This is a genomic window from Mesorhizobium sp. M1169, assembly GCF_040318345.1.
Taxonomy (GTDB): domain Bacteria; phylum Pseudomonadota; class Alphaproteobacteria; order Rhizobiales; family Rhizobiaceae; genus Mesorhizobium.
This window is the reverse complement of the sequence record NZ_JAMYME010000029.1, coordinates 1-24722: the sequence shown is the minus strand read 5'-3', so window position 1 is coordinate 24722 and position 24722 is coordinate 1. Positions and strand designations below refer to the sequence as shown.

The 24722-nt window shown below is 59.9% G+C and carries 23 protein-coding genes and 2 pseudogenes; 9 read left to right on the top strand and 16 right to left on the bottom strand.

Annotated features, from left to right (window positions below; all coding sequences use genetic code 11):
* The first annotated feature begins 15 nt into the window (after nt 1-15).
* The 3 genes from NKH41_RS23920 (at nt 16) to ftsH (ending at nt 3907) form a co-directional block, all read left to right on the top strand.
* Nucleotides 16-633: a glutathione S-transferase family protein gene (locus tag NKH41_RS23920; protein ID WP_352470919.1), complete on the top strand. Its 618-nt coding sequence runs from the start codon at nt 16-18 to the stop codon at nt 631-633.
* 514 nt (nt 634-1147) lie between these two features.
* A complete protein-coding gene (locus NKH41_RS23915; protein ID WP_352503729.1) occupies nt 1148-1510 on the top strand; it encodes a hypothetical protein in 363 nt (120 codons plus the stop codon).
* A gap of 462 nt (nt 1511-1972) precedes the next feature.
* Nucleotides 1973-3907 carry an ATP-dependent zinc metalloprotease FtsH gene (gene ftsH, locus NKH41_RS23910; RefSeq protein WP_352771844.1) on the top strand — a complete coding sequence of 645 codons (1935 nt, stop codon included), beginning with the start codon at nt 1973-1975 and terminating at the stop codon, nt 3905-3907.
* A gap of 91 nt (nt 3908-3998) precedes the next feature.
* Here ftsH and NKH41_RS23905 read toward each other — a convergent pair whose 3' ends face one another.
* From NKH41_RS23905 to NKH41_RS23870, 8 genes are all read right to left on the bottom strand, one after another.
* Nucleotides 3999-4856: a protein-L-isoaspartate O-methyltransferase family protein gene (locus tag NKH41_RS23905; RefSeq protein WP_352503727.1), complete on the bottom strand. Its 858-nt coding sequence runs from the start codon at nt 4854-4856 to the stop codon at nt 3999-4001.
* 187 nt (nt 4857-5043) lie between these two features.
* The gene (locus NKH41_RS23900) at nt 5044-6675 is read right to left on the bottom strand and encodes an ABC transporter ATP-binding protein (protein WP_352503726.1); all 1632 of its coding nucleotides are present in this window, start codon (nt 6673-6675) and stop codon (nt 5044-5046) included.
* Nucleotides 6665-7549 (bottom strand): ABC transporter permease, encoded by an 885-nt coding sequence (locus NKH41_RS23895; protein WP_352771842.1) that lies wholly within the window; start codon nt 7547-7549, stop codon nt 6665-6667. Before NKH41_RS23895 ends, NKH41_RS23900 begins: the two co-directional genes overlap by 11 nt.
* Nucleotides 7546-8592: an ABC transporter permease gene (locus NKH41_RS23890; protein WP_352771840.1), complete on the bottom strand. Its 1047-nt coding sequence runs from the start codon at nt 8590-8592 to the stop codon at nt 7546-7548. Before NKH41_RS23890 ends, NKH41_RS23895 begins: the two co-directional genes overlap by 4 nt.
* A 94-nt stretch (nt 8593-8686) precedes the next feature.
* Nucleotides 8687-8857, bottom strand: a complete 171-nt coding sequence (locus tag NKH41_RS23885; protein ID WP_352934279.1) for a hypothetical protein — start codon at nt 8855-8857, stop codon at nt 8687-8689.
* Nucleotides 8858-8873: 16 nt separating this feature from the next.
* The gene (locus tag NKH41_RS23880; RefSeq protein WP_352934276.1) at nt 8874-10337 is read right to left on the bottom strand and encodes an ABC transporter substrate-binding protein; all 1464 of its coding nucleotides are present in this window, start codon (nt 10335-10337) and stop codon (nt 8874-8876) included.
* A 70-nt stretch (nt 10338-10407) separates the two neighbouring features.
* Nucleotides 10408-10761: a Rieske (2Fe-2S) protein gene (locus NKH41_RS23875; protein WP_352503722.1), complete on the bottom strand. Its 354-nt coding sequence runs from the start codon at nt 10759-10761 to the stop codon at nt 10408-10410.
* Between the two features lie 11 nt (nt 10762-10772).
* Nucleotides 10773-11855: an amidohydrolase family protein gene (locus tag NKH41_RS23870; RefSeq protein ID WP_352771834.1), complete on the bottom strand. Its 1083-nt coding sequence runs from the start codon at nt 11853-11855 to the stop codon at nt 10773-10775.
* Between the two features lie 133 nt (nt 11856-11988).
* Here NKH41_RS23870 and NKH41_RS23865 point away from each other — a divergent pair, with 133 nt between their 5' ends.
* Complete coding sequence (locus tag NKH41_RS23865; protein ID WP_352503720.1) at nt 11989-12846, top strand: LysR family transcriptional regulator; 858 nt, start codon at nt 11989-11991, stop codon at nt 12844-12846.
* Between the two features lie 91 nt (nt 12847-12937).
* Nucleotides 12938-14014: an FAD-binding oxidoreductase gene (locus NKH41_RS23860; protein ID WP_352780570.1), complete on the top strand. Its 1077-nt coding sequence runs from the start codon at nt 12938-12940 to the stop codon at nt 14012-14014.
* A gap of 234 nt (nt 14015-14248) precedes the next feature.
* Here NKH41_RS23860 and NKH41_RS23855 read toward each other — a convergent pair whose 3' ends face one another.
* The 4 genes from NKH41_RS23855 to NKH41_RS23840 form a co-directional block, all read right to left on the bottom strand.
* The gene (locus tag NKH41_RS23855; RefSeq protein WP_352614842.1) at nt 14249-15394 is read right to left on the bottom strand and encodes a LacI family DNA-binding transcriptional regulator; all 1146 of its coding nucleotides are present in this window, start codon (nt 15392-15394) and stop codon (nt 14249-14251) included.
* Between the two features lie 88 nt (nt 15395-15482).
* Nucleotides 15483-17012, bottom strand: coding sequence for an amino acid ABC transporter permease/ATP-binding protein (locus tag NKH41_RS23850; RefSeq protein WP_352771899.1), 1530 nt, complete (start codon nt 17010-17012; stop codon nt 15483-15485).
* A 76-nt stretch (nt 17013-17088) separates the two neighbouring features.
* Nucleotides 17089-17925 (bottom strand): ABC transporter substrate-binding protein, encoded by an 837-nt coding sequence (locus NKH41_RS23845; protein ID WP_352614840.1) that lies wholly within the window; start codon nt 17923-17925, stop codon nt 17089-17091.
* Between the two features lie 180 nt (nt 17926-18105).
* Complete coding sequence (locus tag NKH41_RS23840; protein WP_352771831.1) at nt 18106-18942, bottom strand: PfkB family carbohydrate kinase; 837 nt, start codon at nt 18940-18942, stop codon at nt 18106-18108.
* 103 nt (nt 18943-19045) lie between these two features.
* On the opposite strand from NKH41_RS23840, the gene NKH41_RS23835 reads away from it, so the two are divergent.
* The 4 genes from NKH41_RS23835 to NKH41_RS23820 all read left to right on the top strand — a co-directional run bounded on the left by NKH41_RS23835 (nt 19046) and on the right by NKH41_RS23820 (nt 22357).
* Nucleotides 19046-20047 carry an SIS domain-containing protein gene (locus tag NKH41_RS23835; RefSeq protein ID WP_352771829.1) on the top strand — a complete coding sequence of 334 codons (1002 nt, stop codon included), beginning with the start codon at nt 19046-19048 and terminating at the stop codon, nt 20045-20047.
* Nucleotides 20048-20111: 64 nt separating this feature from the next.
* Complete coding sequence (locus tag NKH41_RS23830) at nt 20112-21287, top strand: NAD(P)/FAD-dependent oxidoreductase (protein ID WP_352771828.1); 1176 nt, start codon at nt 20112-20114, stop codon at nt 21285-21287.
* Nucleotides 21288-21678: 391 nt separating this feature from the next.
* Entirely contained in the window at nt 21679-21921 is a 243-nt protein-coding gene (locus NKH41_RS23825; protein WP_352467423.1) for a type II toxin-antitoxin system Phd/YefM family antitoxin, read from the top strand.
* On the top strand, nt 21902-22357 hold the full coding sequence (locus NKH41_RS23820) for a type II toxin-antitoxin system VapC family toxin (protein WP_352540699.1): 456 nt from the start codon (nt 21902-21904) through the stop codon (nt 22355-22357). Before NKH41_RS23825 ends, NKH41_RS23820 begins: the two co-directional genes overlap by 20 nt.
* A gap of 140 nt (nt 22358-22497) precedes the next feature.
* Here the strand turns inward: NKH41_RS23820 and NKH41_RS23815 are convergent.
* The 4 genes and pseudogenes from NKH41_RS23815 to NKH41_RS23800 form a co-directional block, all read right to left on the bottom strand.
* Nucleotides 22498-22947: pseudogene (locus NKH41_RS23815) on the bottom strand (TA system VapC family ribonuclease toxin).
* The gene (locus NKH41_RS23810; protein ID WP_023679266.1) at nt 22944-23171 is read right to left on the bottom strand and encodes a hypothetical protein; all 228 of its coding nucleotides are present in this window, start codon (nt 23169-23171) and stop codon (nt 22944-22946) included. Before NKH41_RS23810 ends, NKH41_RS23815 begins: the two are co-directional and overlap by 4 nt.
* A gap of 133 nt (nt 23172-23304) precedes the next feature.
* Nucleotides 23305-23409: pseudogene (locus tag NKH41_RS23805) on the bottom strand (EamA family transporter); the annotation flags it as partial.
* A 101-nt stretch (nt 23410-23510) separates the two neighbouring features.
* Nucleotides 23511-24536 (bottom strand): zinc-binding alcohol dehydrogenase family protein, encoded by a 1026-nt coding sequence (locus NKH41_RS23800; protein ID WP_352771897.1) that lies wholly within the window; start codon nt 24534-24536, stop codon nt 23511-23513.
* Nucleotides 24537-24722 lie beyond the last annotated feature (186 nt).

Sequence of the window (24722 nt, the reverse complement as noted above, 5' to 3'; positions counted from 1 at the left end):
ACGCAGAACGGGTCCATGAAACTCATCTACCAGACCCACTCTCCCTACGCGCGTAAGGTTCTGGTCTTTGCCCACGAGACTGGGCTTGCCGGACGTCTGCGCGTCATTCATCAGGAGACGAGCCCCATCAATCGCAACGATGATGTGTTTGCGATCAATCCGCTTGGCAAGGTGCCCGTTCTCGTTGTCGACGACGGCTATGCTCTCTTCGATTCGGGCGTAATCTGCGACTATCTCGACAACCTTGAAAGCAGTCGTCGGCTCATCCCCGAAACAGGGCGGGCCAAATGGTCCGCCCTGCGCCTCCAGGCGCTTGCCGGCGGCATGTGCGACGCAGGCATTTCCATCCGCTGGGAAAACGAGCGTCGCCCTGAACATCTGCGTTATCCCGCCTTGGGTGCAGGCATGACGATGAAGCTTATCGAATCCTATGACTTCGTGGAAAGCGAGGTCGAATTCGACGCGCCGCTCCATGTCGGCCACATCGCGCTCGCCACTTGTCTAAGCTGGCTGGAATTCCGCGGACTGCCCGACTTCCTGCAGGGAAGGCCACGACTGGCACAATGGTATAGCTCCTTCGTGGAACGCCCTTCAATGCGTGCCACGCCCTACGGCGGCGACACGCGAGATTGATATCGATCGCCAGGCTTTCGAGTTCCAGCATGTGTCCCTCATCAGCCAGGCATTCTCGCGGCCATTTGCTGGTCGGCCTCGATAATAGAGCGCGAAACCGGTAATCTTGCCCGGGCTCGCGACCACGGCCGGCAGCTTCTGACGCAGGATTGCGCCGAAGTCATTCGGGATTTCCTGTACTGAAACCGGAGCAAAGCCGCCAGCCGAGAGCATCAAAATTCCTGCGACCAAGCCAATGCACAGTCGCTTCCTGGAAATGTAAGAAATGATTGGTTCTCCCGCCCGACCGCCCTGGCGCTGCCGCGCGACTTGTCCCAGGCGCAAGAACTGACATTCACGCCGATTGTTTCACCGGTTCGAAAAAATGTTGATGGCGGGCGGAACTGCGAGGATGTGGCGTTGCGGGGCCATTGAAATTTGGTCGAAACTCTCCAAAATTTTCAGTTGGTGGAAATCGCGAGAGCCACCACAGACGACGTCAACAGAGGAGACTATTCAAAGCGGAGGACTATCGATGGAAGGAGCCATTTCGACGAGTTTTCCCCCAATCGGGCCAGAGGGCCCTGATGTTTTTCTTGACCGGTTGCTCCATCCGGCACGGCATTTCGAGCGACCTGAGAACGTGCTGACCGACGTGACGCTGGACTTCCAGGAGAAGCGTGCAATCCTTTCGTCATGGGCATCTGATGCCTGTGCAGTGGAATCGGTGCCGGCGCTGCGCATGCCGCCGGGAGCAACTGAACCGGTCAGCTTCGATGCCATCATGGACGCGTTGCGCCAATTGGATCAATTGGAGAAGCTTCCCGGCGCCGGTCGCGGTCGTGAAATCGAAAGTATCGCGGTCACCGGTTTTACAGCATCCGTCGATCGACTTTGAGTTGAACGCGGCCACTCTCTGCATCCGAGGCATCCGCCCGCCGGCGAGGAACTCGCCGGCGGGCGAGGACTGGCGCGTTCTCTCCGCGTCCATTCATGTAGGGTTCCATAGGTCCGGCTCTCGCCTGAGTGTTGAATCCTTGCGATGCGGAAAAGCGGCCGCATGCCGGCGCAGATGTTGTCTGGAACTGCCTGGCGTTGCTGCAGAGCAGCAACCGCCACCGGTCGCAGGCGCTTGCCTGCGAGTGCAATGCGGCCGTCAGCCATCATTTCAACGACGTTTTGAAGGGGGTCTATCCGGCGGAGGAAAACGGCATGCCGGGCATGCCGCGCAGGAAAGGACAATGCAGACCCAGTATCGTCGCCGGCTGGTCTGGGCTTCCCACTTTTTTGCGCCGTACCTGGCCTGCACCGATGCCGCGTGGGCTTGGCGACCTATATCCGGTTCCCTGTGGAGGCCGCCATGGACATGAGCAACAGAAAGACGCGGTTCAATATCTGGTACTGGGTCGCGGCGTTCGTGGGCGTGATGGTCGTCCAGTATATCTATGCCACGACGCAGCACGTCGCCCAGATTCCGTACAGCCAGTTCGAGACCCTGCTGAACGCCGGCAAAATCGCCGAGGTGCAGGTTTCGGACCGCTTCATCCAGGGCCGCTTCAAGGAGCCGCAAGACGGCAGGCCGCTATTCATCACCACACGCGTCGAGCCGAACCTCGCCCGTGACCTGCAGGAGCACGGTGTCACTGTGACCGGCCAGGTCGAAAGCACCTTCCTGAGCGACCTGCTTTCCTGGGTTGTGCCGGTGCTCGTCTTCTTTGGCCTGTGGATGCTGCTTCTAAGACGCATGGACGGCGGCGTCGGAGGTTTGATGCAAATTGGCAGGAGCAAGGCCAGGGTCTATGTCGAAGCCAATACCGGCGTGACGTTCGACGATGTGGCGGGGGTCGATGAAGCCAAGGCCGAGCTGCAGGAGATTGTGGATTTTCTGAAGAACCCGGGCGAATACGGCCGCCTCGGAGGCCGCATGCCCAAAGGCGTGCTGCTGGTCGGACCGCCGGGCACGGGCAAGACTCTGCTCGCCAAGGCCGTCGCCGGCGAAGCCAAGGTCCCGTTCTTCTCGATCTCCGGTTCGGAGTTCGTCGAGATGTTCGTGGGGGTCGGGGCCGCGCGCGTGCGCGATCTTTTCGAGCAGGCGCGGTCCAAGGCTCCCGCAATCATATTCATCGACGAGCTCGACGCTCTTGGCCGCGCCCGCGGGACCATGGTCGGCGGCCACGACGAAAAGGAGCAGACGCTCAACCAGCTTCTGGTCGAACTCGACGGTTTCGATCCACAGATCGGCGTCGTGCTGCTGGCCGCGACGAACCGTCCTGAGATCCTTGATCCGGCACTTCTGCGCGCCGGCCGTTTCGACCGCCAGGTATTGGTCGACCGGCCCGACAAGCAGGGTCGCATCAAGATCCTGCAGGTTCACATGAGCAAGGCCAAGCTGGCGACGGATGTCGACGCGGAAAAAGTGGCGGCGCTGACGCCCGGTTTCACCGGTGCTGACCTGGCCAATCTCGTGAACGAGGCGACGTTGCTCGCCACGCGCCGCAAGGCGGATGCGGTAATGATGGGAGATTTCAACAATGCGGTGGAGCGCATCGTCGCGGGACTGGAGAAACGCAACCGGCTCCTGAACCCGAAGGAGCGCGAGATCGTCGCCTACCATGAAATGGGTCATGCGCTGGTAGCCATGGCGCTGCCTGGCGTCGACCCGGTGCACAAGGTGTCGATCATACCACGCGGCGTCGGCGCGCTCGGCTACACTATCCAGCGTCCGACCGAGGATCGCTTCCTGATGACACGCGAGGAGCTGGACAACAAAATGGCAGTGCTGCTCGGCGGCAGGGCGGCCGAATGGATCGTATTCGGCCATCTGTCCACCGGAGCCGCCGATGATCTCGCCAAGGTAACCGACATAGCGCGCGCCATGGTGACGCGTTACGGCATGTCGGCAAAACTCGGGCACGTGGCGCTGGAAAAGGACCCACGCTCCTTCCTGAGCCCCAACCCGCTCGCCGGCGGACCGCGCGAGCACGATTACGGCGAAGCCGCCGCCGATGCCATCGACGCGGAAGTGCGCGACAGTGTGGAGGCCGCGTTCGAACGAACCGTCAGCCTGCTCACCGAGCGGCGCGACGTGCTGGAAAGGGCGGCACGCAGGCTGCTCGAGACCGAGACGCTCGATGAGACTGACCTTGCGGCGCTGGTCGGAGACGCCTCGACGGCTGATCATGCTGCGCAGTATAGTTCCAGTCCGTCTTCGCATAAGAAGAAGGCTGTGCTGCAGCCGGCCAGGACCGCGGCTGCAATCCCCACGCGCGGATCGGGGAAATTTCGGACGCAATAATGATGTTTCGGACTGCTCCCGCCGGCATAGATCGCTCGTGGAAAGCCTTGCCGCACGCTACGACGGTGACACGCGAGATGGACATTGATCTCTAGGCTTTCGAAATCCAGTATGTGTCGGTCACCAACCAAGCGTTCTCGATGCCATTTTTCGGTCGCCCTCGGTGATATTGCGCGAGACGGGTGACCTTGCCTCGCGCAGCCTTGAGGGCGACCATCAAGGCCTTTTCTTCGTCACTTCGCCTGGCTCCGCTGCAGGGGTAAAATCCGCATGGCACAAGTGATCGTACGGGAAACGTATCGCCAGCCCTTTCCAGAAGCATCATGAAACCTCGTCGGTCTTCACCCGTGAACGGCAATGCCATCCGGCCAGCGTCGGACAAATTTGAAAGCCACCGTTCCGGCACGTGCGTCACTCCGGCAAAGGCGATCACGACATCGAGGTCTGGCAGATCAATTGCCTGCGTTGCATCACCGCACGTCACTTCGACGTGCGCATAATGAGCGAGATTGCCTTGCGCGCGCCGAGCTAGTTCTTCGTCGATCTCATATGCAATCACGCGTCCTTCAGAACCCGTCAGTTCAGCGAGGATGGCGGTGAAATAGCCGACACCGGCGCCCACCTGAAGGACGGTCTGGCCGGGAGTGATGTTCAGATGGTCGAAAACCAGTGCCCAAAGCGACGGCAAGCCGCTGTTCAGTCCGCGTTTTTCGTCAAGCAAGACCAGAACGTCGTGGTAGATCTCATGAAGTGCGGCTGAAGGGCTGGTATGGACCGCCCCGATTTGCAATCTCGAATGGATACGCCATGGCCCGTCGCCAAGGTAGTGTTCGCGCGGAACCCTTGCAAAGGCCTCGATGACCGCAGGATTGTGCAAGACAGGTGATGCGACACGCAGGTCTTCGGCAAACCACCGGCGCGCTACACTAGCATCGATTTCTGTTGGCATAGAGTATCGGCTCCCGGATTGCGCGTACTCCATCATGCTCTCAGAAAACCGAGTGACGGCAAAGGGCGCCTATCCTCGTATGGACGGGGCGACGCGCGCTGTCCGTTTGCGACCGAGCGCGGTCTCGCCGAGCGCCCTCCGCGAGACTGTAAACCATGGCGATATGGAAGAACACTCTGCCCGACGATCATATCGTCCGGCTGGCGAGCAGCCTTGTGAGCCAATCCGGATCCATTTCCGGCACGGAGGACAGAAGCCGTTCGGTATAGGGGGCATGCGGCGGCGTGAGAATTTCGCTCTTTAATCCCTGCTCAACGACTTTACCCTGGTGCATGACCACAATTTCGTCGGCGATCGCCCGCACGGTGGCAATGTCATGGGTGATGAAAATGTAGGTCATGCCGAGCTCGCGCTGAAGCCGGATCAAGAGCTTCAGGATTTCCTCTTGCACAATCTGGTCGAGCGCGGACGTGATTTCGTCGCAGATTATCAGCTCCGGATCGGCGGCCAACGCCCGGGCGATGCAAACGCGCTGCTTCTGGCCTCCCGACAGTTCGGCCGGCAGACGATCCAGGTAAGTTTCGCTCATCTCGACCATGTGCATGAGTTCGCCGATCCGCCGATCCCGTTGTGCACCCTTGAGGCCAAGGTAGAATTCAAGCGGACGAGCTATAACTTCTTCGACCGTCTGGCGCGGATTTAGGGCGTTGTCGGGCATTTGATAAATCATCTGTATGCGTCGCAGGATCTCTTTTGGGCGCAACTTCACGGTCTTGGAAAGGGCCTGGCCGGCAAAGGAAATCGACCCCGAAAGCGGGGGCAGCAGGCCGGTAACGACGCGAGCGAGCGTCGATTTCCCGGAACCGGACTCGCCGACCACAGCCACCGTTCTTCCGCGTGGAACTTTGATCGAGACATCCTGGAGCACCTTAACCGCCCGGCCGTAGGCCGCGGTGACGTTGTCTATCGTAAGCAAATATTCATCGGCCGGAACTTCGGGCTTGGCGAGCTTGCGCACGGCCCAGAGCGTCTTGGTATATTCCTGGGTGGGCGAGGCGAGCATCTGGCGCGTTTCTGCCTCCTCCACGGTTAGTCCATGGCGCAAAACCATGATGCGGTCCGCCATTTGCGCCACCACCGCCAGATCATGCGTCACATAGATTGCAGCGGTGTTGAACTCCTCCACGATGTTGCGAATGGAGGCGAGAACTTCGACCTGCGTTGTCACATCGAGCGCCGTCGTTGGCTCGTCGAAGACGATGAGGTCCGGACGGCAAGCCATCGCCATCGCGGTCATCGCCCGTTGCAATTGTCCGCCGGAAACCTGGTGAGGATAGCGAAAGCCAATGGTCTCCGGATCTGGAAGCTGAAGACGCCGATAAAGATCGACCGCACTCCGGTTCGCTTTCTCTCGGCTGGCAATCCCATGCGCCACCACGGTTTCGACAGTCTGATCGAGGAGTCGATGGGCCGGATTGAAAGAGGCCGCCGCGCTTTGCGCGACATAGGCGATACGGGAGCCTCTGAGGCGACGCCGCCCTGTTTCGCTTAGTGCCAGAAGATTGATCCCGTCGAACAGGATCGAGCCCTGTGTAATACGGCAGCCCGGCTTGGCGTAACCCATCGCCGCGAGGCCAATGGTGGATTTGCCGGCGCCTGACTCGCCGATCAGGCCAAGAACGTCCCCCCGCTTCAGCGCCAGATCGACCCCGCGGACTATGGGATACCACCGCTCGTCCGAGAAACCCTCCACATGCAGATTGCGGATCTGAAGCAGATCCTTGCCTTTTTCGCGCAATCCGGGAGCGCTATTTTTCATCCCGCAACCCGCTTGTTGCATGCAGGAACCAGTCCACGACGAAATTCACAGAGACCGTGAGGAGGGCAATCGCGCCGGCCGGCAGCAGCGGCGTGACATCGCCGTAGGTGATCAGGGTCGCATTCTCGCGCACCATCGATCCCCAATCGGCGGTCGGTGGCTGAATACCGACCCCCAGGAAGGACAGTGCCGCGATCGTGAGGAATACGAAGCAAAATCGCAAGCCGAACTCCGCGACCAGCGGCGGCATCACGTTGGGAAGGATTTCCTTGGCGATGATCCATTTCGGGCCTTCGCCGCGCAATCGCGCCACTTCGACATAGTCCATTACCGCCACGTTAAGCCCGACGGCGCGTGCGAGCCGAAAGACACGGGTAGAATCGAGCAGCGCAATGATGACTATCAGGCTTGTGATCGACGAGCCGAAGATCGAAAGCAGCACCAGGGCGAAGATAAGGCTTGGGATCGACATCAAGACGTCCACCGCACGCGACAGTATCTGGTCGAGCCATCCTCTGTACAATGCGGCAAGAAGGCCTAGCGAGACGTCGACTGCGAAGGACAGCAATGTAGTCGCGACGGCTATACCGATGGTGTTGCGCGCACCGTAAATCAAGCGTGTGAGCATATCGCGGCCGAGCTGGTCGGTCCCGAATCTGAACTGCTGGCTCCACGGTGCGAAGGCCTCGCTGAAGACCTGTGTTTCGCCGTATGGGGCGATCCAGTGCGCGAAGACCGCAACGACGACATAGCCAATGATCACGAGGATGCCGAACCAGGCACTGAAGGGTGCCTTCTTCAGCGCCGTTTTGGCCCGGGTGGCGCGCGAGCGCCTCAGCCTGTGAACCTGCGCGATGGGTTCGTAGCTGGTCATCGTGGATGCAAGAGCCTGGGATTGGTGGCGATGGAAATGATGTCGGCGGTCAGATTAAGGAGGATATAGGTCGCCGCGAAAATCAAGGCGCAAGCCTGGACAATCGGAACATCCCTTGATTTGACCGCGTCGACCATCAGCTGACCGATGCCGGGATAGACGAACACCACTTCGACGACGACCACTCCGACGACGAGATAAGCAAGATTGAAGGCCACCACCGTGACGATCGGAGCCCATGCGTTGGGCAAGGCATGCCTGAGTACGACGGCCATCGGCGAGACTCCCTTGAGACGCGCCATGTCGATATAGGGGCTTGCAAGCATGTTGATGATCGCCGCTCGTGTCATGCGCATCATGTGTGCGACGATGACGAGCGTAAGCGTGGTCGTCGGCAAGGCTACTCTCCAGACCTGATCCCAGAACGGCGTCTGGTCGTTCACGTTCGACAATGTCGGGAACTTGGGAACTGCGTTAAGTATCCAGTTCAGTGACACTGCAAGCCAGTGCGGCAGGGATTGTGCGAACTCGGAGCCGATGAATGTGTCGCGCGAGATGACCAGGTAGGCAAGCATATAGGCGACGAAGAACTCCGGGAACGAAATGGTTGTCAGCGTCACTGCGTTCACCACCCGGTCGAACCAGCCATTGCGGTGGAGCGCAGCGAGGATGCCCAGTCCCAGGGCGAGCGGAACTGCGATCAGCGCGGTCATCGATGCGAGGAACATCGTATTGTAAAGGCGCGGCGCGATGATCTCGGCGACGGTGCGCCGATATCCGGTGCGGCTTGCGAACGAAGAGCCGAAATCCCCGTGGAGCATCTGCCCGACCCAGACGAAATAACGCTCGACAGGCGGACGGTCGATGCCAATTTCTCGCTGGAAGGCGGCGACCGTTTCGGGTGTCGCGGATTGTCCGAGCATCGCCTTGGCGAAGTCGCCCGGCAGCATTGCAATCGCAGAGAAGATAATGATGGAGACGATGAACAGCGTGACCAGGCCGAGGCCAAGGCGCTGCAGAACCGTTCTTGCGACCGGGTTCATTTGCTCGCGTTTCCCGTTGCCGTCGCTGCCCTGCCGGCAGGGCACGCGGCTGCAAGCCGAAGCCCAGTAGCCATCGCGGGTCCGGCCCGCTCTCTCACGCAGTGGCGATCCACCAGCGTTCGGCCATCTTCAGTCCGTCGTTCTCCCAGTTCGGCGCCACTTCGCCATGTGCGAGCTTCTTGGATTTGGCGCTGACGAAGTTGTTGAAGACCAGCACGATGCTGCCGCCATCATCATGCGTCAGTTGCTGCATCTCGGCATACATTGCCGCCCGCTTGGCCTCATCCGTCTCGGCGCGCGCCTCGACAAGCAACTCGTTGAAGCGGGGATTTTTCCAGAACGACTCGTTCCAGCTGGAATCGGCGGCGAAGGCTTGCGTGAACATCCAGTCGGCCGTCGCGCGACCGCTCCAATAGGAAGCGCACCAAGGTTTCTTGAGCCAGACATTGTCCCAATAGGCGTCCTCGGCCTCGCGCACGACGTTTACGTCGATACCGCACTGGGCTGCCGTCTCGCGGATCAGCGCAGCCGCGTCCACCGCGCCTGCAAAAGCGGCATCGGCGACCGAGAGGTCCACCTTCAGTTTCTCCATTCCAGCCTTTTTTCAGATAGTGCTTGGCTTTCTCCGGATCGAAACTGTGCTGCGGCTGCGGATTGGTGGCGAATTTAATCGCCGGCGCGATCGGGTTGTCATTGGCCACGGTGGCGTGACCGAGAAAGATCTTGTCGACGATCTCCTGACGGTTGATCGCCCACTTTAAGGCCATCCGGACATCCGGATTATCGAACGGCGCCATCGTGACATTCATCGGCAAGGTATAATGGCCATAGCCGGTGACCTCGACGATCTCCACCTTGGGGTTGCGTTTCAACATGCCGAGGGTCTTGAGGTCGGCGCGGCCAATATAGTCCACCTCCCCTGTCGATAGCGCGGCCATGCGAGCGGCGAGATCGGTGATGGCGATAAACTCCACCTCGTCGAGATAGGGTTTGCCGTTCTTGAAGTAGTTCGGATTGCGCTTGAGTTTGGCCGAAACGCCGGGCTGGAAATTCTCAAGCACGAAAGCGCCGGTGCGAACGCCCGATCCCCAATCCGCCTTGCCGTCCTTGGCCGGCATGATGACCAGATGGTAGTCACTCATGATGTAGGGGAAGTCGGCGTTGCCGCTTTTCAGCGTGAAGACAACCGTTTCCGGGCCATCCGCCTTAATGCTGGCGACGGGCTCAAGCAGCGGCTTCGCCGCCGACTTAGTTTCGTCGCCCATATGATAGCGAAGCGAAGTCACGACATCGTCCGCCGTCACATTCTTGCCGTTGTGGAAGCTTGCGCCCTTGCGAAGCTTGAAGACCCAGGTTTTGGCGCCATCGGACGATTCAAAGCTCTCGGCAAGGTCCGGTTGGACGTTGCCTTTGGCGTCGACCTCGGTGAGGCTGTTGGACATCGAGCCCGAGAACGCTGTCTGTGTGAAGGTGTCCGGGTAGCCGGCCGGATCGATCGAATCCGTCGTCGCGCCATGTGCCATTCCGAGCTTGGCGAAGCCGCCCTGCAGCGGTTCGGCGCGGGCCGTGCTGACGAAGAGCTTATCCGCAGCGGTGACCGTCAGCCCAGCGGCCAGCCCAAGATTAATGAAATCGCGACGGGAAATCTTGCCGCGACCGATCAGGTTTTGAGCGATAGCAAGCTTGTATCCAGATTCTGACATTTGACTCTCCCATTGCGGATTTTCCGCGTTATTGTTCGTCACGCACCCTGTGAAGAAATCTGCCCGTTAGCCGCGATCATCATTTCTGCTACTCTTCGAATCCGTACCTCAATCAGGCCGTCACATAGATGCTGCCCGCCTCGACCGTTACTGGAAATGTGCGCGCGCGAACGGACGGATCGACCAGGGCCGCGCCCGATTTGATGTCAAATTCCCAGCCATGCCAGGCGCAGCGCACGATCTCGTTTTGGCGGTGATAGATGAACTGCGCCTCTTCGACCGGTGCAGTTGTTCCACATTGCGGCCCCTCGCAAAGGGGAGCGCCGCGGTGCGGACAAACATTCAGCAGCGCGTGGAATGAATCTCCGATGCGAAAAACGCCGACCGAAAGGCTGCGGATCTTGGCGATGAAGGGAGATCCGGTTTCGATCTCGTCGACTCTACAGATGTATGTCTTCTCGGGCATCGTCTGCTTCCTCAGGCAGCATTCGCCGCTTGCGCGCGCGGGATGCGCTTGTAAACCTCCAGCGCATTCAGCCCCATGATCTTGCTCTTCCAGGCAGGAGGGATTTGCAGCGTGTTGGCATCGTCATAGTCCCAATGCGGATAGTCGGAGGCAAACAACAGCGTATTTTCGCCGTCCATCGCCTCGAGAGTGGACCAGAGATGCTGAATATTTGCGGGCTGCTCCAGCGGCTGCGTGGAAAAGCGGATATTTCGCCGGCAATATTCGGACGGCAGCATTTTCAGCCATGGCGTCTCTTTGCGTAGGGCTTTGTAGTCGGCGTCCAGGCGCCACAATACCGATGGCACCCAGGCGACGCCGCATTCGATGACCACGAAGTAGAGGTCCGGCCATTTTTCGAAGACGCCATGCGCAATCATGCTTGCGACATGCGAAATGGCCGACATGTGCAGGATGGCATGGGTCTCCCAGAAGAATGTCGTCGGGGCCGGAGCAATCGCGGTCGAATTCACGCCACCATGGCCGCCCAGATGAATGGCAAAGGGCAGCCCCACCTCGGCGCAAGCCTCATAAATTGGATGGTAAAACGGATCGCCATAGGGCTTGACGGAGCCTTGCGAAGCGAGAACCTGAACCACGCGCGGGTGATTGCCCAGACGGCGTATCTCGGCGGCCGCGAGCTTCGGATCCTGTGGCGCGACGATGATCGAGCCCATGAAGCGATCGTCCTTCGGCAGCCATTGGTCGATCTGATAGTCATTGTAGGCGCTGACGAGGGCGCTGGCATAATAGGGATTGGCGAGGGTGGAAGCCTCGATCGGCTCATCGCCGGTCAGGATCGCCACATCGACCTTGTACTTGTCGAGGTGTTTTTCCTTCATGATGAGATAGTTGTCGGCTTCTGTTTTCGGACGGACGTCCTTGCGTGAGAAGTCCTGCGGATGAAACCAGGGACGATGGCCATGCGGGAAGGCGCCAACGGGACCTGTCTTCTCGCCTTCAACGAACATGTCCTTCCATAGGCCGGAAAGATAAGGCTCCAATACAGTCGCGCTCGACCAGTAATTGTGACAATCGCAGTCGACTATGAACACGTTGCTCAGCTCCGTAGCTTCAGCCTGGACGATCTGCCGGCCGATTTCACCGCGTGCAGCTTCCGCCTTGAGTATTGTTTGATCAAGCTTATGATCCTGCGCAATATGATCGACTTTTTCGATCGGAGGTCATGTGCAGCTAGATCACATCGAAACCTTTCTCGACATCATCGAGTCGCGAAATTTCAATCGTACCGCCGACCGGCTGGGGTTGACCCAGTCGACGATCAGCACCCGCATCAAGAATCTGGAGAGCGCGATCGGGTCCGAGCTCTTTCTGCGCGGGCGCGCCGGCGCTGAGCCGACAGCCGCCGGGCGGCGGTTCGAAGCCTATGCCAGATCCTTGCTGTCGACGTGGTCGCAAGCTCGACACGATGTGCGAGCGTTCAACCGTTTCGAGGGCACGTTGCGCATCGCCGCACAGGTGGGCATGACCCGTTCGGTCCTGCCGGGATGGGTCGAGACACTGTGCCAGGCGCTTCCAAAATCCTCGATCCATGTCGAGTCGGACTATTCGAACCAGATGGTCAGCGACCTAAGCATGGGAAATCTCGATATTGCCGTGCTTTATGCGCCTCGCTACCTGCCTGAGATCGCCTACGAGCATCTGATGGTCGAGGAATATGTGATGGTTTCGACGGCTGCCAGAACGCTGTCTGATGTCGACCCTGAAACCTACATTCGCCCAGGCTACACCGCGGTGCTGGAAAAGACGCACGCAGAGCTGCTGGCCGAGCTTGCGATCTGTCGGCTTTCGACGGGATCGGAAACTCTGGCGGAGATCATGCTGCGACGAACGGGCGGCACCTGCTACATGCGCAGCGACGATGCGCGCCGGTTCACGGCCGAGCTCCCATCGTTCCTCGTCGAGGGAGCGCCGACGCTGCACCAGCCAGTCCACACCGCGATCCTTGCGCGCCGCAAACACGAACCCATTATTCGCAAGGGCATCCGAGCTCTCCAGGTGGCTGTAATGTCCCTGGAAGTGTAATCGAAATTACCGATCATAACGGCAGGATTGCGCGGCTGTTCAGCGGGGTTTGAAGTGGCATCTTGGCTCCACTTCAAACCCGAGTTGAATGATGAATGCTTACGCGGCCTTTGCAGCCTCCGGCTTCGCCCCAACAAAGCTTCACCGGGAGTGGGCACAGACCACGCCGCAGCTTGTGCTCTGCCGACGCGTGATCGACGAGACGCACGATGTGAAAACATTCGTTCTCACACCCGCTTCAGATCGGATGTTCTGCTTCAGCGCTGGCCAATATGTTGTGGTGCACCTGAGGATCGAGGGGGCCGCGGTGACACGCTCCTACTCTGTTTCATCACCGCCGACGCGACCGCTCGACCTGCAGATCACCGTGAAACGGACGCCGGGCGGGCTCGTTTCGAATTGGCTCCATGACAATTTGAAGCCGGGCGATGGGATCGAGATCGAAGGGCCGCTCGGCTCGTTCAATCTCGACGATCTGCCGCATGCAAAGTCCCTCTTCCTTTCAGGTGGCAGCGGGATAACTCCCGTCATGTCGATGCTGCGGGCATTTACCGACCGCGCAGCAAACCAGGATATCCACTTCATTCATAGTGCGAGAACGCCGGACGACATCATTTTTCGGCTCGAACTGGACGCACTTGCCACTCGCTTTCCCAATGTTCATGTGACTTGCATTTGCAGTCATGGAGACCCGGCCTGGACGGGTCCAACCGGGCGAATTAACAGTGAAATGCTCCTGACTTTGGTTCCCGATCTCCATAGCCGCACGATTTTTGCCTGTGGGCCGGAATCCTACATAAAGGCTGCACGCAGCTGCCTCGATGCAATCGGGCTCGCCCCTTCACAGTATCATGAGGAGAGCTTCGGGGGCGGCAACATTTCGCGTTCGCTATCGGATTCAAAGGTTTCGTCTTCGGTCCGCTTCGCCCGCTCCGGCCTTGCATATCATTGCGCGCCCGGAGAGACCCTGCTGGAAGCGGCGCGCCAATGTGGCGTCTATGTCCCAACCGCTTGCCAGCAGGGAGTTTGCGGTACGTGCCGGATCGCCAAGCTGTCTGGCGAAGTCGTCATGGATGACCTAGGCGGACTGACCTTGGAGGACAAATCGGCAGGCTACATCCTGGCGTGCTGCAGCCGCCCACAAGGCGACATTTTGCTTGATCTATAATTGTACCCATCGCGGAACGAAATCGGGCAGCCTTTGCGTTCAACGACCAAGCCATACTACTGCGACCGCACGTGATTAGGTCTCGGAACCCGGATGGGCTCGCCCGATTTCTGGCGCAGCTCACGCTGGGCATCGCAAACGACAAAAGTCCTACCCAGCAATATGCTTGAGCTATCATTCAGCCGTTGCATGGGATCGACCTCGACACAAAGAGGCGCGGCAATTCGGCTCCAGCTACACCGTCGCGGCCGGATCAGGGGCGTTGCGGTTGAGATGAACCGCAATCGAATTACGGTTCACCAGGCGAGCCGCGAGGACACGGTGTTCAAACGGTGCGGTGTCGCCAGCCAGCCTCTTCAAGAGAAGCTCGGCTGCCGTCGCCCCGATCAGATGCGCCGGCTGCGCGATGGCTGTGATACCTTGGGCCACGAACTGCATCCAGTCGAGATCGTCGAAGCAAAGCAGCGAAACCTCTCCCGGAATCGCAAGCTTCAGTGCGGATGTCGCCTCCAGAACGCCTGTCGACATCACACCGTCGGCGGTAAACAGGGCGGACGGCGCATTGCGCATTGTCAGCAGATCGAGTGCCTCCTTTCGGGCTGCCTCGCTGGAATAGACCGCCACGCGGCGGATCAACTGTGGATCCGGCGAAATGCCCGCAGCGCGATGGGCTTCGAGATAACCCAACAACCGTTGCCAGCTTGGATGATGGTAGCGAACGTCGGAGCTGGAGAGATCAGCGTTTGTGACAAAGGAACCAACATCATCGCGTTGGTCCGGCCCGAGTTCCGCCAATATTCCGATGCGGCTGTGTCCGGCGGCGATGATCGCCGCTATGCTGCTACGCGTTACAGAAACGTTATCGACCACGACCGAATCGGTTTCCATGCCCGCCACGATGCGGTCGAACTGCACGACGGGACAGCCGGCCGCGACTGCGTCACGAAGATGATCCGGCTTGTCCAAGAAGGTCGATGAGACGACTAAACCATCGACCTGCTTTTCCAACAGCAGCTGCACCGCCTCTCGCTCGAGTTCGGCATTTTCGTCACTATTCGTAACGATAACCCCGAAGCCGCCACGGCGCGCGACGTCCCCTATTCCGCGCAGCACGCTTGCATAGAATGGGCTTTCGATGTCGCCTACGACAACGCCGATAGTCTGGGTCTTACCGGTGATCAGGCCTTTGGCCAGGCGATTGGGCCGATAACCCAGCGCAGATGCCGCGGCGCGCACCTTCTCCTGGACCTCAGGGCTGCTGTACCCGTAGTCACCAAGCACGCGCCCAGCCGTGGCAGAGCTCACTCCAGCCCGGCGAGCGACTTCGATGATAGTTGCGTTTTTGGATCTTTGAGTCACCCAGCAAGTCCCGCCGACCATGCAACGTCGTGGCGACGAACTAGCGGCAGTTAGGCACGCCCCGCAAGGCCGAACACCGCAGAACCCGCCGCTGCGCACACCATTTGAATTACAGCACCTCCGACAGAAAGCGTCGAAGACGCGGGCTCTGCGGATTGTCGAATAGGTCTTCTGGCCGGCCTGCCTCGACGATCCGCCCCTCGTCCATGAACACGACCTGGTTCGCGACCTTGCGAGCGAAATTCATCTCGTGTGTAACGACCACCATCGTCATCCCGCCGCGCCCGAGGTCGGCCATCAAGTTCAGGACACCTTTGACCAATTCTGGATCGAGGGCGCTGGTGACTTCGTCGAACAGCATAATTTCGGGTTCGAGCGCGAGCGCACGCGCGATGGCCACCCGCTGCTGTTGCCCGCCCGAGAGATTGGCCGGCCGATGGTCCTTGCGCTCCAGCAGTCCGACTTCATTTAGCCTCGCCAAGGCCGCGTCATTAGCCTCCTCGCGCGACATGCGTTTAACTTTGCGCAGCGCCAAGGTGATGTTGGCGAGCGCGCTACGGTCGGGGAACAGATTGAACTGCTGGAAAACCATGCCCACACGCCGCCGGAGTTGGTCAGGGGTCTGCTTGTAGATGCTTTCGCCGTCGAGCAGAATGTCACCGGCTCGGCATTCTACGAGACGGTTGAGGCAGCGCAGCAAGGTCGACTTGCCCGATCCGGACGGACCGATGAGGCAGGTGACGGTCCCGGGCTCCACTTTCAGACCGACGTCATGCAGCACCTGGACGGCGCCGTAGGCCATGTCGATATTTTTGACCTCGATGCCGCCACCCTTGAAGCGTGTGGGCGCTGCTGCAGGCAACGTCGCTGCTCCCGGCATGACGGCTTCGGCAAGCTCGGCGACCTCTTGGAGGCCACTCTGCACGGCGGTTATTCGTTTGCCGACGCGCATGCGCGCGTCGATGTAGTTGACGAGATGGGTCAGCGGCACCGTGATCACGAGATAGAACACTCCGGCCAGCAATAGGGGCGACAAGTTGCCGGTCAGCACAGCCTGGTCCTGGCCGACGCGGAACAGTTCGCGTTCGGAGGCGAGCAGACCAAGGAAATAGACCAGGCTGGAGTCTTTGACATTGCCGATGAACTGGTTGACCAGTGCAGGCAGGACGCGACGGATGCCTTGCGGGATCACCACCAGGCGCATGCCTTGGCCATACGTCATACCGAGAGTGCGTGTGGCGTCGATCTGACCCCGCTCGACGCTCTGAATGCCGGCGCGGAAAATCTCCCCGATGTAGGCTCCGGCGATCAAGCTGAGCGCCAGAATGCCCAGCGGATAAGGCGATGGACCGAACAGATCTCGGCCCAACCGCGCGAAGCCTTGGCCAATGATCAGGATTGTGACAATGGCAGGAAGCCCACGGAAGATATCGGTGTAGACTCGGGCAAGGAGTTTCAGCGGCCGGTTCTCTGAAATCCCCATGACTGCGAGGACGATACCGATCAGCGTCCCGAAAAACGTCGAGGCAAGGGCCAGGATCAAAGTGTTCTTGAGGCCGACCATCACCATGTTTGGCAGAACTTCTGCCATCGCCTGGAAATCAAGGAAGCTGCGGGCGAAGGTATCGAACCAGCTCATATCAAGTCCATCTATAACTCGGCCGGGCACCGTTGCTGACGGGCCCGGCCGGAAACGAAAATGAATACGCGCGAATTTACTTCTTGGGCAGATATTGATCCGGCATCGGAGTGCCCGGGAACCACTTCTCATGCAGCCGTTTCCAGGTGCCATCGTCCATGGCCTCGCGCAGCGCCTTGTTGAGCGCCTCGCGGAAGGCATCGTTGCCTTTCTTGACCACGAACCCGGCCGGCGCGTCGAAGGACGGCACGTTCATTGTAATCTTCAGGTTCTTATAGCGCTCCACATACTGCTTGGCCGACTCATAGTCAGTGAAATGGCCATCAATCGTCCCGTTATTCAGCGCCGCCACCGCAGTGTTGTTGTCGGGAAATTTGACAATGTCGCCCTTGAGGTTCTTCTCGGCATAGATTTCCTGCAGCGTTCCCTGGATCACGCCGATGCGCTTTCCGGCGGTGCTCTCATTGCTCGTCAGTGCCGGATCCGCCGAAATGATCGACAGGTAGCCGGCGAGATAGCCGTCGCCAAAATCCACCGTCTTCTTGCGCTGCGCCGTTGTGCCGATGGCGGCGACAGCTACATCGAAGCGGCCGTTGGCAACGGAGGGCAGCAGCGCCGAGAATTCCTGGCCGGTGAAAACGACCTGCTCCTCCTTGAACCCGAGCCGGCGCGCCACATCACGGAAGAGTTCGGCGTCGAAGCCGGTGAAGTTACCGTTGGTATCGGTGAAGACATAGGGTTTCGCATCGCCCATGGTTCCGACGCTGATCACCGTCGGGTCGATGAGGTTATAAGGGTTGTCCGCCGCGTTTGCCTGAGTTGACGAGGCCAACGTGCCAAGTCCTGTCAACAGCGCGATCGTCAGCGCCAGACCGGATTTCAAAAGTAGGCGCCTGCTCGAATTCGTGTGCATGTCTTCTCCTCTTACGATTGGCCGAACTCGGCCTTGCGATCCCACTCGACGTCTCATCTATCAAAACGCTCTTGGACGGCGTTCGGCCAGGAAGGTGAGAACGTTATCATTTTCTCTAGCATTGTCCATTTCTCGCGTCAATTGTTTCGGAGAATTTCGCAGCTAGATGGTTTTCCAGTCTTAAGCCTGGGGGATCTCCGGCGTCATCTTTCCTAGGTCGATTGCTGTCGCATGGCCGATTGCCCCGTAGTACCGGCAGGTAGCAGCAGCCGCCTCTGCGGCATGGCCGAGAATGTCTTGAGGCGCCTCTTTCTTAAGCAGGCCGAATAGCGTTCTGGCGATGAAGGTGTCGCCCGCGCCCAGGGTGTCGACGGGTTTGACCAACCGCGCCGGGGTTCGGTAAGAGACGGTGTCGCCGTGAAGCACCGCGCCGGCTCGACCACGAGTCACAAGAACCCACTTTGAACCACGTGCAAGCAATTCGGCCGCGATTGCGGCCAATTCCTTGTCGTCGAGACCGTCACCCGAGACACAAGCCAGATAGCAATAGGGTCCAATCTCGCGTCGATGTCCCGGGTCCCGTCGCGTGGAAAAATCATAAGACAACAGTGACTTACTTGATACAGCGGCAACCCACGGGTCCAAACCGCTGGACTGGCCGATGTGGACGGCCTGAAAGCCCGAGAGAAAATCCAGATCTTCTTGCGTCGGCGTAAACACCGAAACTCCGAGATCGAAGTCCAGGAAAATCCGATCGGCGTTGCGGTGACCTATGAGGCAGTAAGCGGTCGGTCCCTCGAGACGCCGTAATCGGGTGATGTCCACGCGCTCCGACGCCAGTGCAGTGCAGATAAGGTCCCCTGCCCGGTCTTTGCCGATCGCTCCGACATAGGCCGATCGCCCGCCGAAGCGGCTGACATAAACCGAGACATTGAGGCAATTTCCACCAGGATACATCTCGTCGCGAGCAAGATAACAATCGACCACGTTATCGCCTATCGCGGCAATCTTGACCATTGCAGGACTTTCAGTTTAAAGGGTGTGATAACGTTCGCACAGTGGCCGCCCACCTGTCAATTGTGGGCCCGCCCCTAGCTCTGCCAACGAGACGAGGAAGCTCATGATTTCCGCCCTGCCCTCCGACGTGGAACGCGCCCTGACCGCTACGGCGGGCACGCAGTTTTCGCACCTATTCCTCGTGGCGTGCGGCGGTTCGCTCTCGATCATGATGGCAGGCAAATACTTCGTCGACCGTCACAGCGGCACATTCGCCTGCGACATCTACAACGCAGATGAGTTCGTCTGCCGAGACCCGCGACGGTTGGGACCTGACGCGCTCGTTGTCCTTTGCTCGCAGACCGGCACCACCCGCGAAACTGTGCGAGCGGCCAATCATGCAAAGGATCGAGGCGCAACGACAATCGGCATGACGCTCGACCAGATATCGCCCCTCGCGCTGGCGGTCGACCACGCAGTCGCCTACCAGGCCTCCTACACGACGGGCAAAGCAATCGATTCAGCCTGCAGCAACTACGGCGTGCTCTATATGTTGCTCGCCGGCCTGATCGATGCTCGGGAGGATGCCGGGCTAACTGCCGATCTGCTGACGAGCCTGAGCCATCTTCAGCCGGCGATCGAGCGTGCGCACCGGACCTATGCCGACCGGTTTCAGGCCTTCGCCCCCCGTTTCGCGCCGCGCAATGCGATCTACACACTGGCCAGCGGTGCCAGCTATGGTGCGGCCTATTCGTACGGCATCTGCGTGTTGATGGAGATGCAGTGGTACGATTCGCAGGCCATACACGCCAACGAGTTCTTTCACGGCCCATTTGAGGTGGTCGACCGGGATACTTGCTTCGTGGTCTTGCTGGGTTTGGACGAAACGCGGAGCCTTCCCGAACGCGCCCGAGACTTCCTTTTCAAGTACGGCAGCCGGGAAAACGTCCTGGTGCTCGATGGAGCGGAACTCGACCTCAGCGGTATGTCCGAACACATCAAACCCTATCTCGTGCCCTTGGTGTTCTTCGACACGCTTTGGCGTTTTGCCTACGAGCTGGCCGCCCTGCGCGGCCGTCCAATGCTTGAGGGCCGGCGCTACATGAAGAAGCTCACCGAATATTAATTCCGCCGCGCTCTGCAGCCATCCAACAACTCCCAGCCCGGCTTCTGCGAAGAAGGATTTCTCTATGACCGCATCACCAAAGCCGCGCCATGTTGTTGTTATCGGCGCGGGCATCTTCGGCATCTCTTCCGCGTTGCACCTTGCTCGTCTTGGCCTTGATGTAACGCTTGTCAACGACGGCGCGCCAGCCAACGGTGCATCCGGCCGTTCACTTTCCTGGCTGAACTCAGCGCGACGTGCGGACACTGCCTACCACCGCTTGAGGCTTGCAGGCATCGACCGTTATCGGACCCTGGCCGCCACAAGGCCGGAAACGGGATCGTGGCTTCGCTTTGACGGCGGCCTCACCTGGGATGCGGATGACGAGACGAACCAGATCGCGTCCGTCTGCCAGTTGGAGCAGGATATTGGTTATGACGCGCTTCTGCTCGGCCCTGCCGAAGTCGGTGCAGTGGTGCCCGGCGTCAACGCGAGCGCAATTACCCCCCAGGGCGCCATCTTCAATCCTGGCGAAGGATGGGTTGACCTGCCGTCTTTGATCAGTCTGCTGCTCAATGAGTTCCGCTCCCGTGGCGGCAAGTTTGTTCGGGACGCTGGACGCGTCCGGATAGATGCCACAGGTGGTCGCGCGCGTGGCGTCGTCACTGCCGACGGTGTGCCGGTAAAGGCGGATGCAGTGGTCCTTGCGGTCGGGCCAGCGACGCCTATCATGCTCGCAGAGATCGGAGTTCGTGTCCCCGACGCCACGCCAATTTCACTTCTCTTGAAGACCAAGCCGATCAAGACCGAGCTCCGTGCCGTGCTGAATACGCCCCGCGTGGCGGTTCGCCCGACGCCGGACGGCGCACTTGTTTTGGATTCGGCGTGGTCGGAGGAAGAAGTCGTGGTCAACTCTGACGGAACCTACACCGTGCACGACAAGACCGTCAAAGGACTGCTCGAGGAGGCTAGTGCGGTGCTCGAGGGCAATCCGCGGCTCCAACTCGCTGCCTATGCAGTTGGCCCGAAGCCCATCCCCGGCGACGGCGAGCCAGTGCTTGGCTGCGTCGAGACCGTTGCCGAACTTCACGTCGCCTTCAGCCACAGCGGCGCCACGCTTGGATTGATCGTCGGCGAATTGCTTGCCAAAGAAATCGCCTCTGGCAATCCGCATCCCATGCTTGCAACGTTCCGCCCTAATCGTTTTGGGGCAAGGCCGAACTGTCCAGATGGGTCGCGGGCCTGGGGAAGAGCCGCGTGATCAGGTTGTCGTGCTACGGCAACAGAGACGGCGAGAGGTCGGCGCTGCGCGTCCAAGCGCGAACGCTCGAAGAAGAATGCCCCGCAAACTATGCTCAGATAGCCACTCGCGATCCACTGGAGTGCGCTAACCGCGACAAGTTGCGCAAGCTTCCGCCCGCAAAATCAGACACTGCGCATGATCAGAAGCCGTTGCTCCAGAACGATTTCACCTTGTCAAGAGACGGCCCGCCTTGCGGCGTGCGAGGGGTCGGCAATGACTTGACCAAGCCTTGACCAAGGGGCAGGATTGCGCCTATCGTCGCGTGCAAGAGCGATTGTCGAGCAATCCACACTCAGCTCGGCAATGAACACGGCTCACCACGTTGACCCGACGCGCGCAAGGACAGGAAATGACCATCACGGTGAAAGTTGGCGAGGCCAAAACGCATCTCTCGGAACTGCTTTCAAGGGTAGAAGCCGGCGAGGAGGTGATTATTTCGCGCGGCAATGATCCCATCGCTAAACTGTCGCGGATTCAACGCCGCAACGATGTCGAAGCCGTGATCGAAGAGATCAGCGCTGCCCGCGCCCGCGCCAAGCCCGTGACGCAGGACGAAATTCGGGCCTGGCGCGATGAAGGGCGCCGCGCTTGATGGCGATCATCGTCTGATGCCTTTCGTTGTCGACCTTTCCGTGGCGGCTGCCTGGATTCTTCCTGATGAAGACAGCGAGGCGGCGGCCGCCCTGATGCGACGATTGCCGGGAGCAACCGCGCCTGTCCCTTCCCTGTTCTGGCACGAGGCGCGTAACGTCGTATTGATGGCCGAGCGGCGTGGCCGCATCGCGGCGGGCGAAGCTGCCACCACCATGGCACGGCTGCGCCGATTGCCGCTGGAGGACGCCGGCGGCGGGTCGGACGGCGCAGTGCTGACATTAGCGGCTTCGCACGGGCTCAGCGCCTATGACGCCGCCTATCTGGCGCTGGCAATCGAAACCGAGTTGCCGCTGGCCACCCTCGATCGGAAGCTCGCACTTGCCGCACGCCGCCAGGGAGTCCAAATTCTCGGGCCGCTCGCGAATGGCAATTGACCTCTTCGCTCGGCCACCTGCCTATGTTATTCGACGTGCAGAAGTCTTTGACGCTCTCGATTCCGTGCTGCCTCTGGACCACCGCGACTTTCTCGCCGAAGAAACCCGAGAAGATTAAGGTAGACCGCACCGAAGAGTCTCTACCTTGTTGGAATCAGATGCAGTGCAGACTTCCCGCCCTTCACGGCCGCCGCTGACAGCTTGTGACAGCTTGCGGTCAAAGCTGGCAAGTTGGCCGCCGCGCGCCTTGGCAAGCGCGAGAAGGTAGGTAGCCGTCACCTGCGCCGAGGTCAGGATTTTGGCTGCATCAATGTCGCCGGAGCCAACCAGGCTCACATCGTCGGGCCAGAAGCTGTGCCCGTGCAGGGTCCGCAACTTGGTAACGATTCGCGCAACAACAGCTGGTGAGCCGGGAGAATTGGGATATCTTTGGTTGCCGACGATGCGCAGGACGCCGTTTTCGGTGACGGGACACGTAGCCCATGCGGAGTTTACCGGTCTCTTCGAACCAGCCATGCGCGTTCGTCATGGGCGACGTGGCCAGGATCTATCAGTGCGATCAGCACATTGACATCGAGCAGGAGCGTCACGGCAGTTCGTCTCGCAAGGCATTGACCGTCTCAAGCGTGACAGGAGGTGCATCCGGCCGAGGCGACAGTAGAGGAATCCCGTTGCGCTCGCCGCCGGCTTGAGGCCGACGCAGCGAGCGCCGGGCGAGATCGGTGATGACCTCGCCGAGGCTGCGATCCTGCTGCCGGGCGATGGCCTTGGCTGCAACCAGGACATCGTCATCGATCGCCAGTGTGGTTCTCATGTTGCCCTGCTTGGTGCGCATCAAACATCACGCATCATATAGAATAGCGACGTCGGATACTCAACCGGTGCGAATAGCCGGCGGACTTGGCGTGGAACGCGTTTTGTGCCGGAAGGATTGTCGCTTCACGGCTTCAACCTTTGTATGCGACGAGAACTGCGCCCGCTGCTGCAATCAGTGAAACGCCAAGCCAGTTCGGCAGGGACAATTGTTCACTGAGGAAACCCACTCCGAATACCGTGTCAAGCGCGCCGCTTAGCCTGGCGTCACCGAGCAACTCCCCCTCCCATAATGCGGCATCAGGGCTGCGGTCACATATCTTGATTGTGTTTGCTGACGTCAGCCAGCTCCAGCCACGTCGACAACAGCCTTGATTAGACCGGACTTCTGCTGCGCCCAGATCGCAATATCGCGTGGGCTGTCTCGCAGGGTAGTGCGATGGGTAACGAGTCGGTCGATTGGTATTTTTCCAGCGCGGATCGAGGCAATGACGTGCTGGAAATCGCTACGCGTCGCGTTGCGACTGCCGATCAGCATCATTTCCCGCTTGTGGAACTCTGGATCTGAGAAGGTTATGTCGTCCGGCACGACGCTGACCATCACCATGACGCCGCCATGGGCAACATAGGCAAAGGCAGCCTGCATCGAACGGCTGTTCCCCGTGGCGTCGAAGACGACGTCGAAACCTGCTCCCGCAGTTCGCTCCGCTATCGTTTCGACGATCGATCCCTTCGACCCGTCGATCACCAGGAAGCCCAATTGTCTTGCGGCAAAGGCCAGCCGCTCGGCATCGACGTCCATGACGGTCACGTTGAGTTGCGCTATGCGCGCAAAAAGCGCGGTGCCAAGGCCGATCGGCCCGGCGCCGATAACCAAGGTGCGAATGCCCGGCCCCGCCATGGATCTGCGCACCGCGTGAGCACCGATGGCCAGAAACTCGACCGTGGCAGCCTCGACCGGTGACAGGCCGGCCGCTGCTATCAAGTTCTGCGCCGGCACGAGAATCTGCTCGCTCATGGCACCGTCACGGTGCACGCCAAGCACCTCGATCGACATGCAGCAGTTCGGCTTTCCCTGGCGGCAGGCGGCACAATTTCCGCAGGCAAAATAGGGGTTGACGAGGATTTGCTCTCCAACCGACAGGTCCACCGGCGCGTTGATTGCCGCGATTGTTCCCGAAACCTCATGGCCCATGACGCGCGGATAGGCGAGATAAGGATGCCTGCCCTCCAAGATGTGGTAGTCGGTTCCACATATCCCGACATAGGCGACATTGATCAGTGCCCAGCCTTCGGGCGGAGTGCCTGGTGCCTGCTGCTCCTCAAACACCAGCCTGCCCGGCTCAGCGCATCGCACGACTTTGATGGTGGGGCCCATGACTATAATTCACCCCCTTGCTAAGCTGGAGTCCGGCAACAGGAAGTGGTGCGGCGGGGGCGACACCCCGGCCCCCGGGGGGGGAAAAAAAAGGCATTTACGTATTGAGCGGGCCCCAAACCGCGCCCGGGTGCACAATTGGCGACCACCGGTTGCCCCGCCTGGCCGTGGAGA

Coding starts and splice junctions, on each gene's coding strand:
- NKH41_RS23920 (WP_352470919.1), top strand. CDS start 16: ATGAAACTCATCTACCAGACCCACTCTCCCTACGCGCGTAAGGTTCTG.
- NKH41_RS23915 (WP_352503729.1), top strand. CDS start 1,148: ATGGAAGGAGCCATTTCGACGAGTTTTCCCCCAATCGGGCCAGAGGGC.
- ftsH (WP_352771844.1), top strand. CDS start 1,973: ATGGACATGAGCAACAGAAAGACGCGGTTCAATATCTGGTACTGGGTC.
- NKH41_RS23905 (WP_352503727.1), bottom strand. CDS start 4,856: ATGCCAACAGAAATCGATGCTAGTGTAGCGCGCCGGTGGTTTGCCGAA.
- NKH41_RS23900 (WP_352503726.1), bottom strand. CDS start 6,675: ATGAAAAATAGCGCTCCCGGATTGCGCGAAAAAGGCAAGGATCTGCTT.
- NKH41_RS23895 (WP_352771842.1), bottom strand. CDS start 7,549: ATGACCAGCTACGAACCCATCGCGCAGGTTCACAGGCTGAGGCGCTCG.
- NKH41_RS23890 (WP_352771840.1), bottom strand. CDS start 8,592: ATGAACCCGGTCGCAAGAACGGTTCTGCAGCGCCTTGGCCTCGGCCTG.
- NKH41_RS23885 (WP_352934279.1), bottom strand. CDS start 8,857: ATGTATGCCGAGATGCAGCAACTGACGCATGATGATGGCGGCAGCATC.
- NKH41_RS23875 (WP_352503722.1), bottom strand. CDS start 10,761: ATGCCCGAGAAGACATACATCTGTAGAGTCGACGAGATCGAAACCGGA.
- NKH41_RS23860 (WP_352780570.1), top strand. CDS start 12,938: ATGAATGCTTACGCGGCCTTTGCAGCCTCCGGCTTCGCCCCAACAAAG.
- NKH41_RS23855 (WP_352614842.1), bottom strand. CDS start 15,394: ATGGTCGGCGGGACTTGCTGGGTGACTCAAAGATCCAAAAACGCAACT.
- NKH41_RS23850 (WP_352771899.1), bottom strand. CDS start 17,012: ATGAGCTGGTTCGATACCTTCGCCCGCAGCTTCCTTGATTTCCAGGCG.
- NKH41_RS23845 (WP_352614840.1), bottom strand. CDS start 17,925: ATGCACACGAATTCGAGCAGGCGCCTACTTTTGAAATCCGGTCTGGCG.
- NKH41_RS23840 (WP_352771831.1), bottom strand. CDS start 18,942: ATGGTCAAGATTGCCGCGATAGGCGATAACGTGGTCGATTGTTATCTT.
- NKH41_RS23835 (WP_352771829.1), top strand. CDS start 19,046: ATGATTTCCGCCCTGCCCTCCGACGTGGAACGCGCCCTGACCGCTACG.
- NKH41_RS23830 (WP_352771828.1), top strand. CDS start 20,112: ATGACCGCATCACCAAAGCCGCGCCATGTTGTTGTTATCGGCGCGGGC.
- NKH41_RS23825 (WP_352467423.1), top strand. CDS start 21,679: ATGACCATCACGGTGAAAGTTGGCGAGGCCAAAACGCATCTCTCGGAA.
- NKH41_RS23820 (WP_352540699.1), top strand. CDS start 21,902: ATGAAGGGCGCCGCGCTTGATGGCGATCATCGTCTGATGCCTTTCGTT.
- NKH41_RS23810 (WP_023679266.1), bottom strand. CDS start 23,171: ATGAGAACCACACTGGCGATCGATGACGATGTCCTGGTTGCAGCCAAG.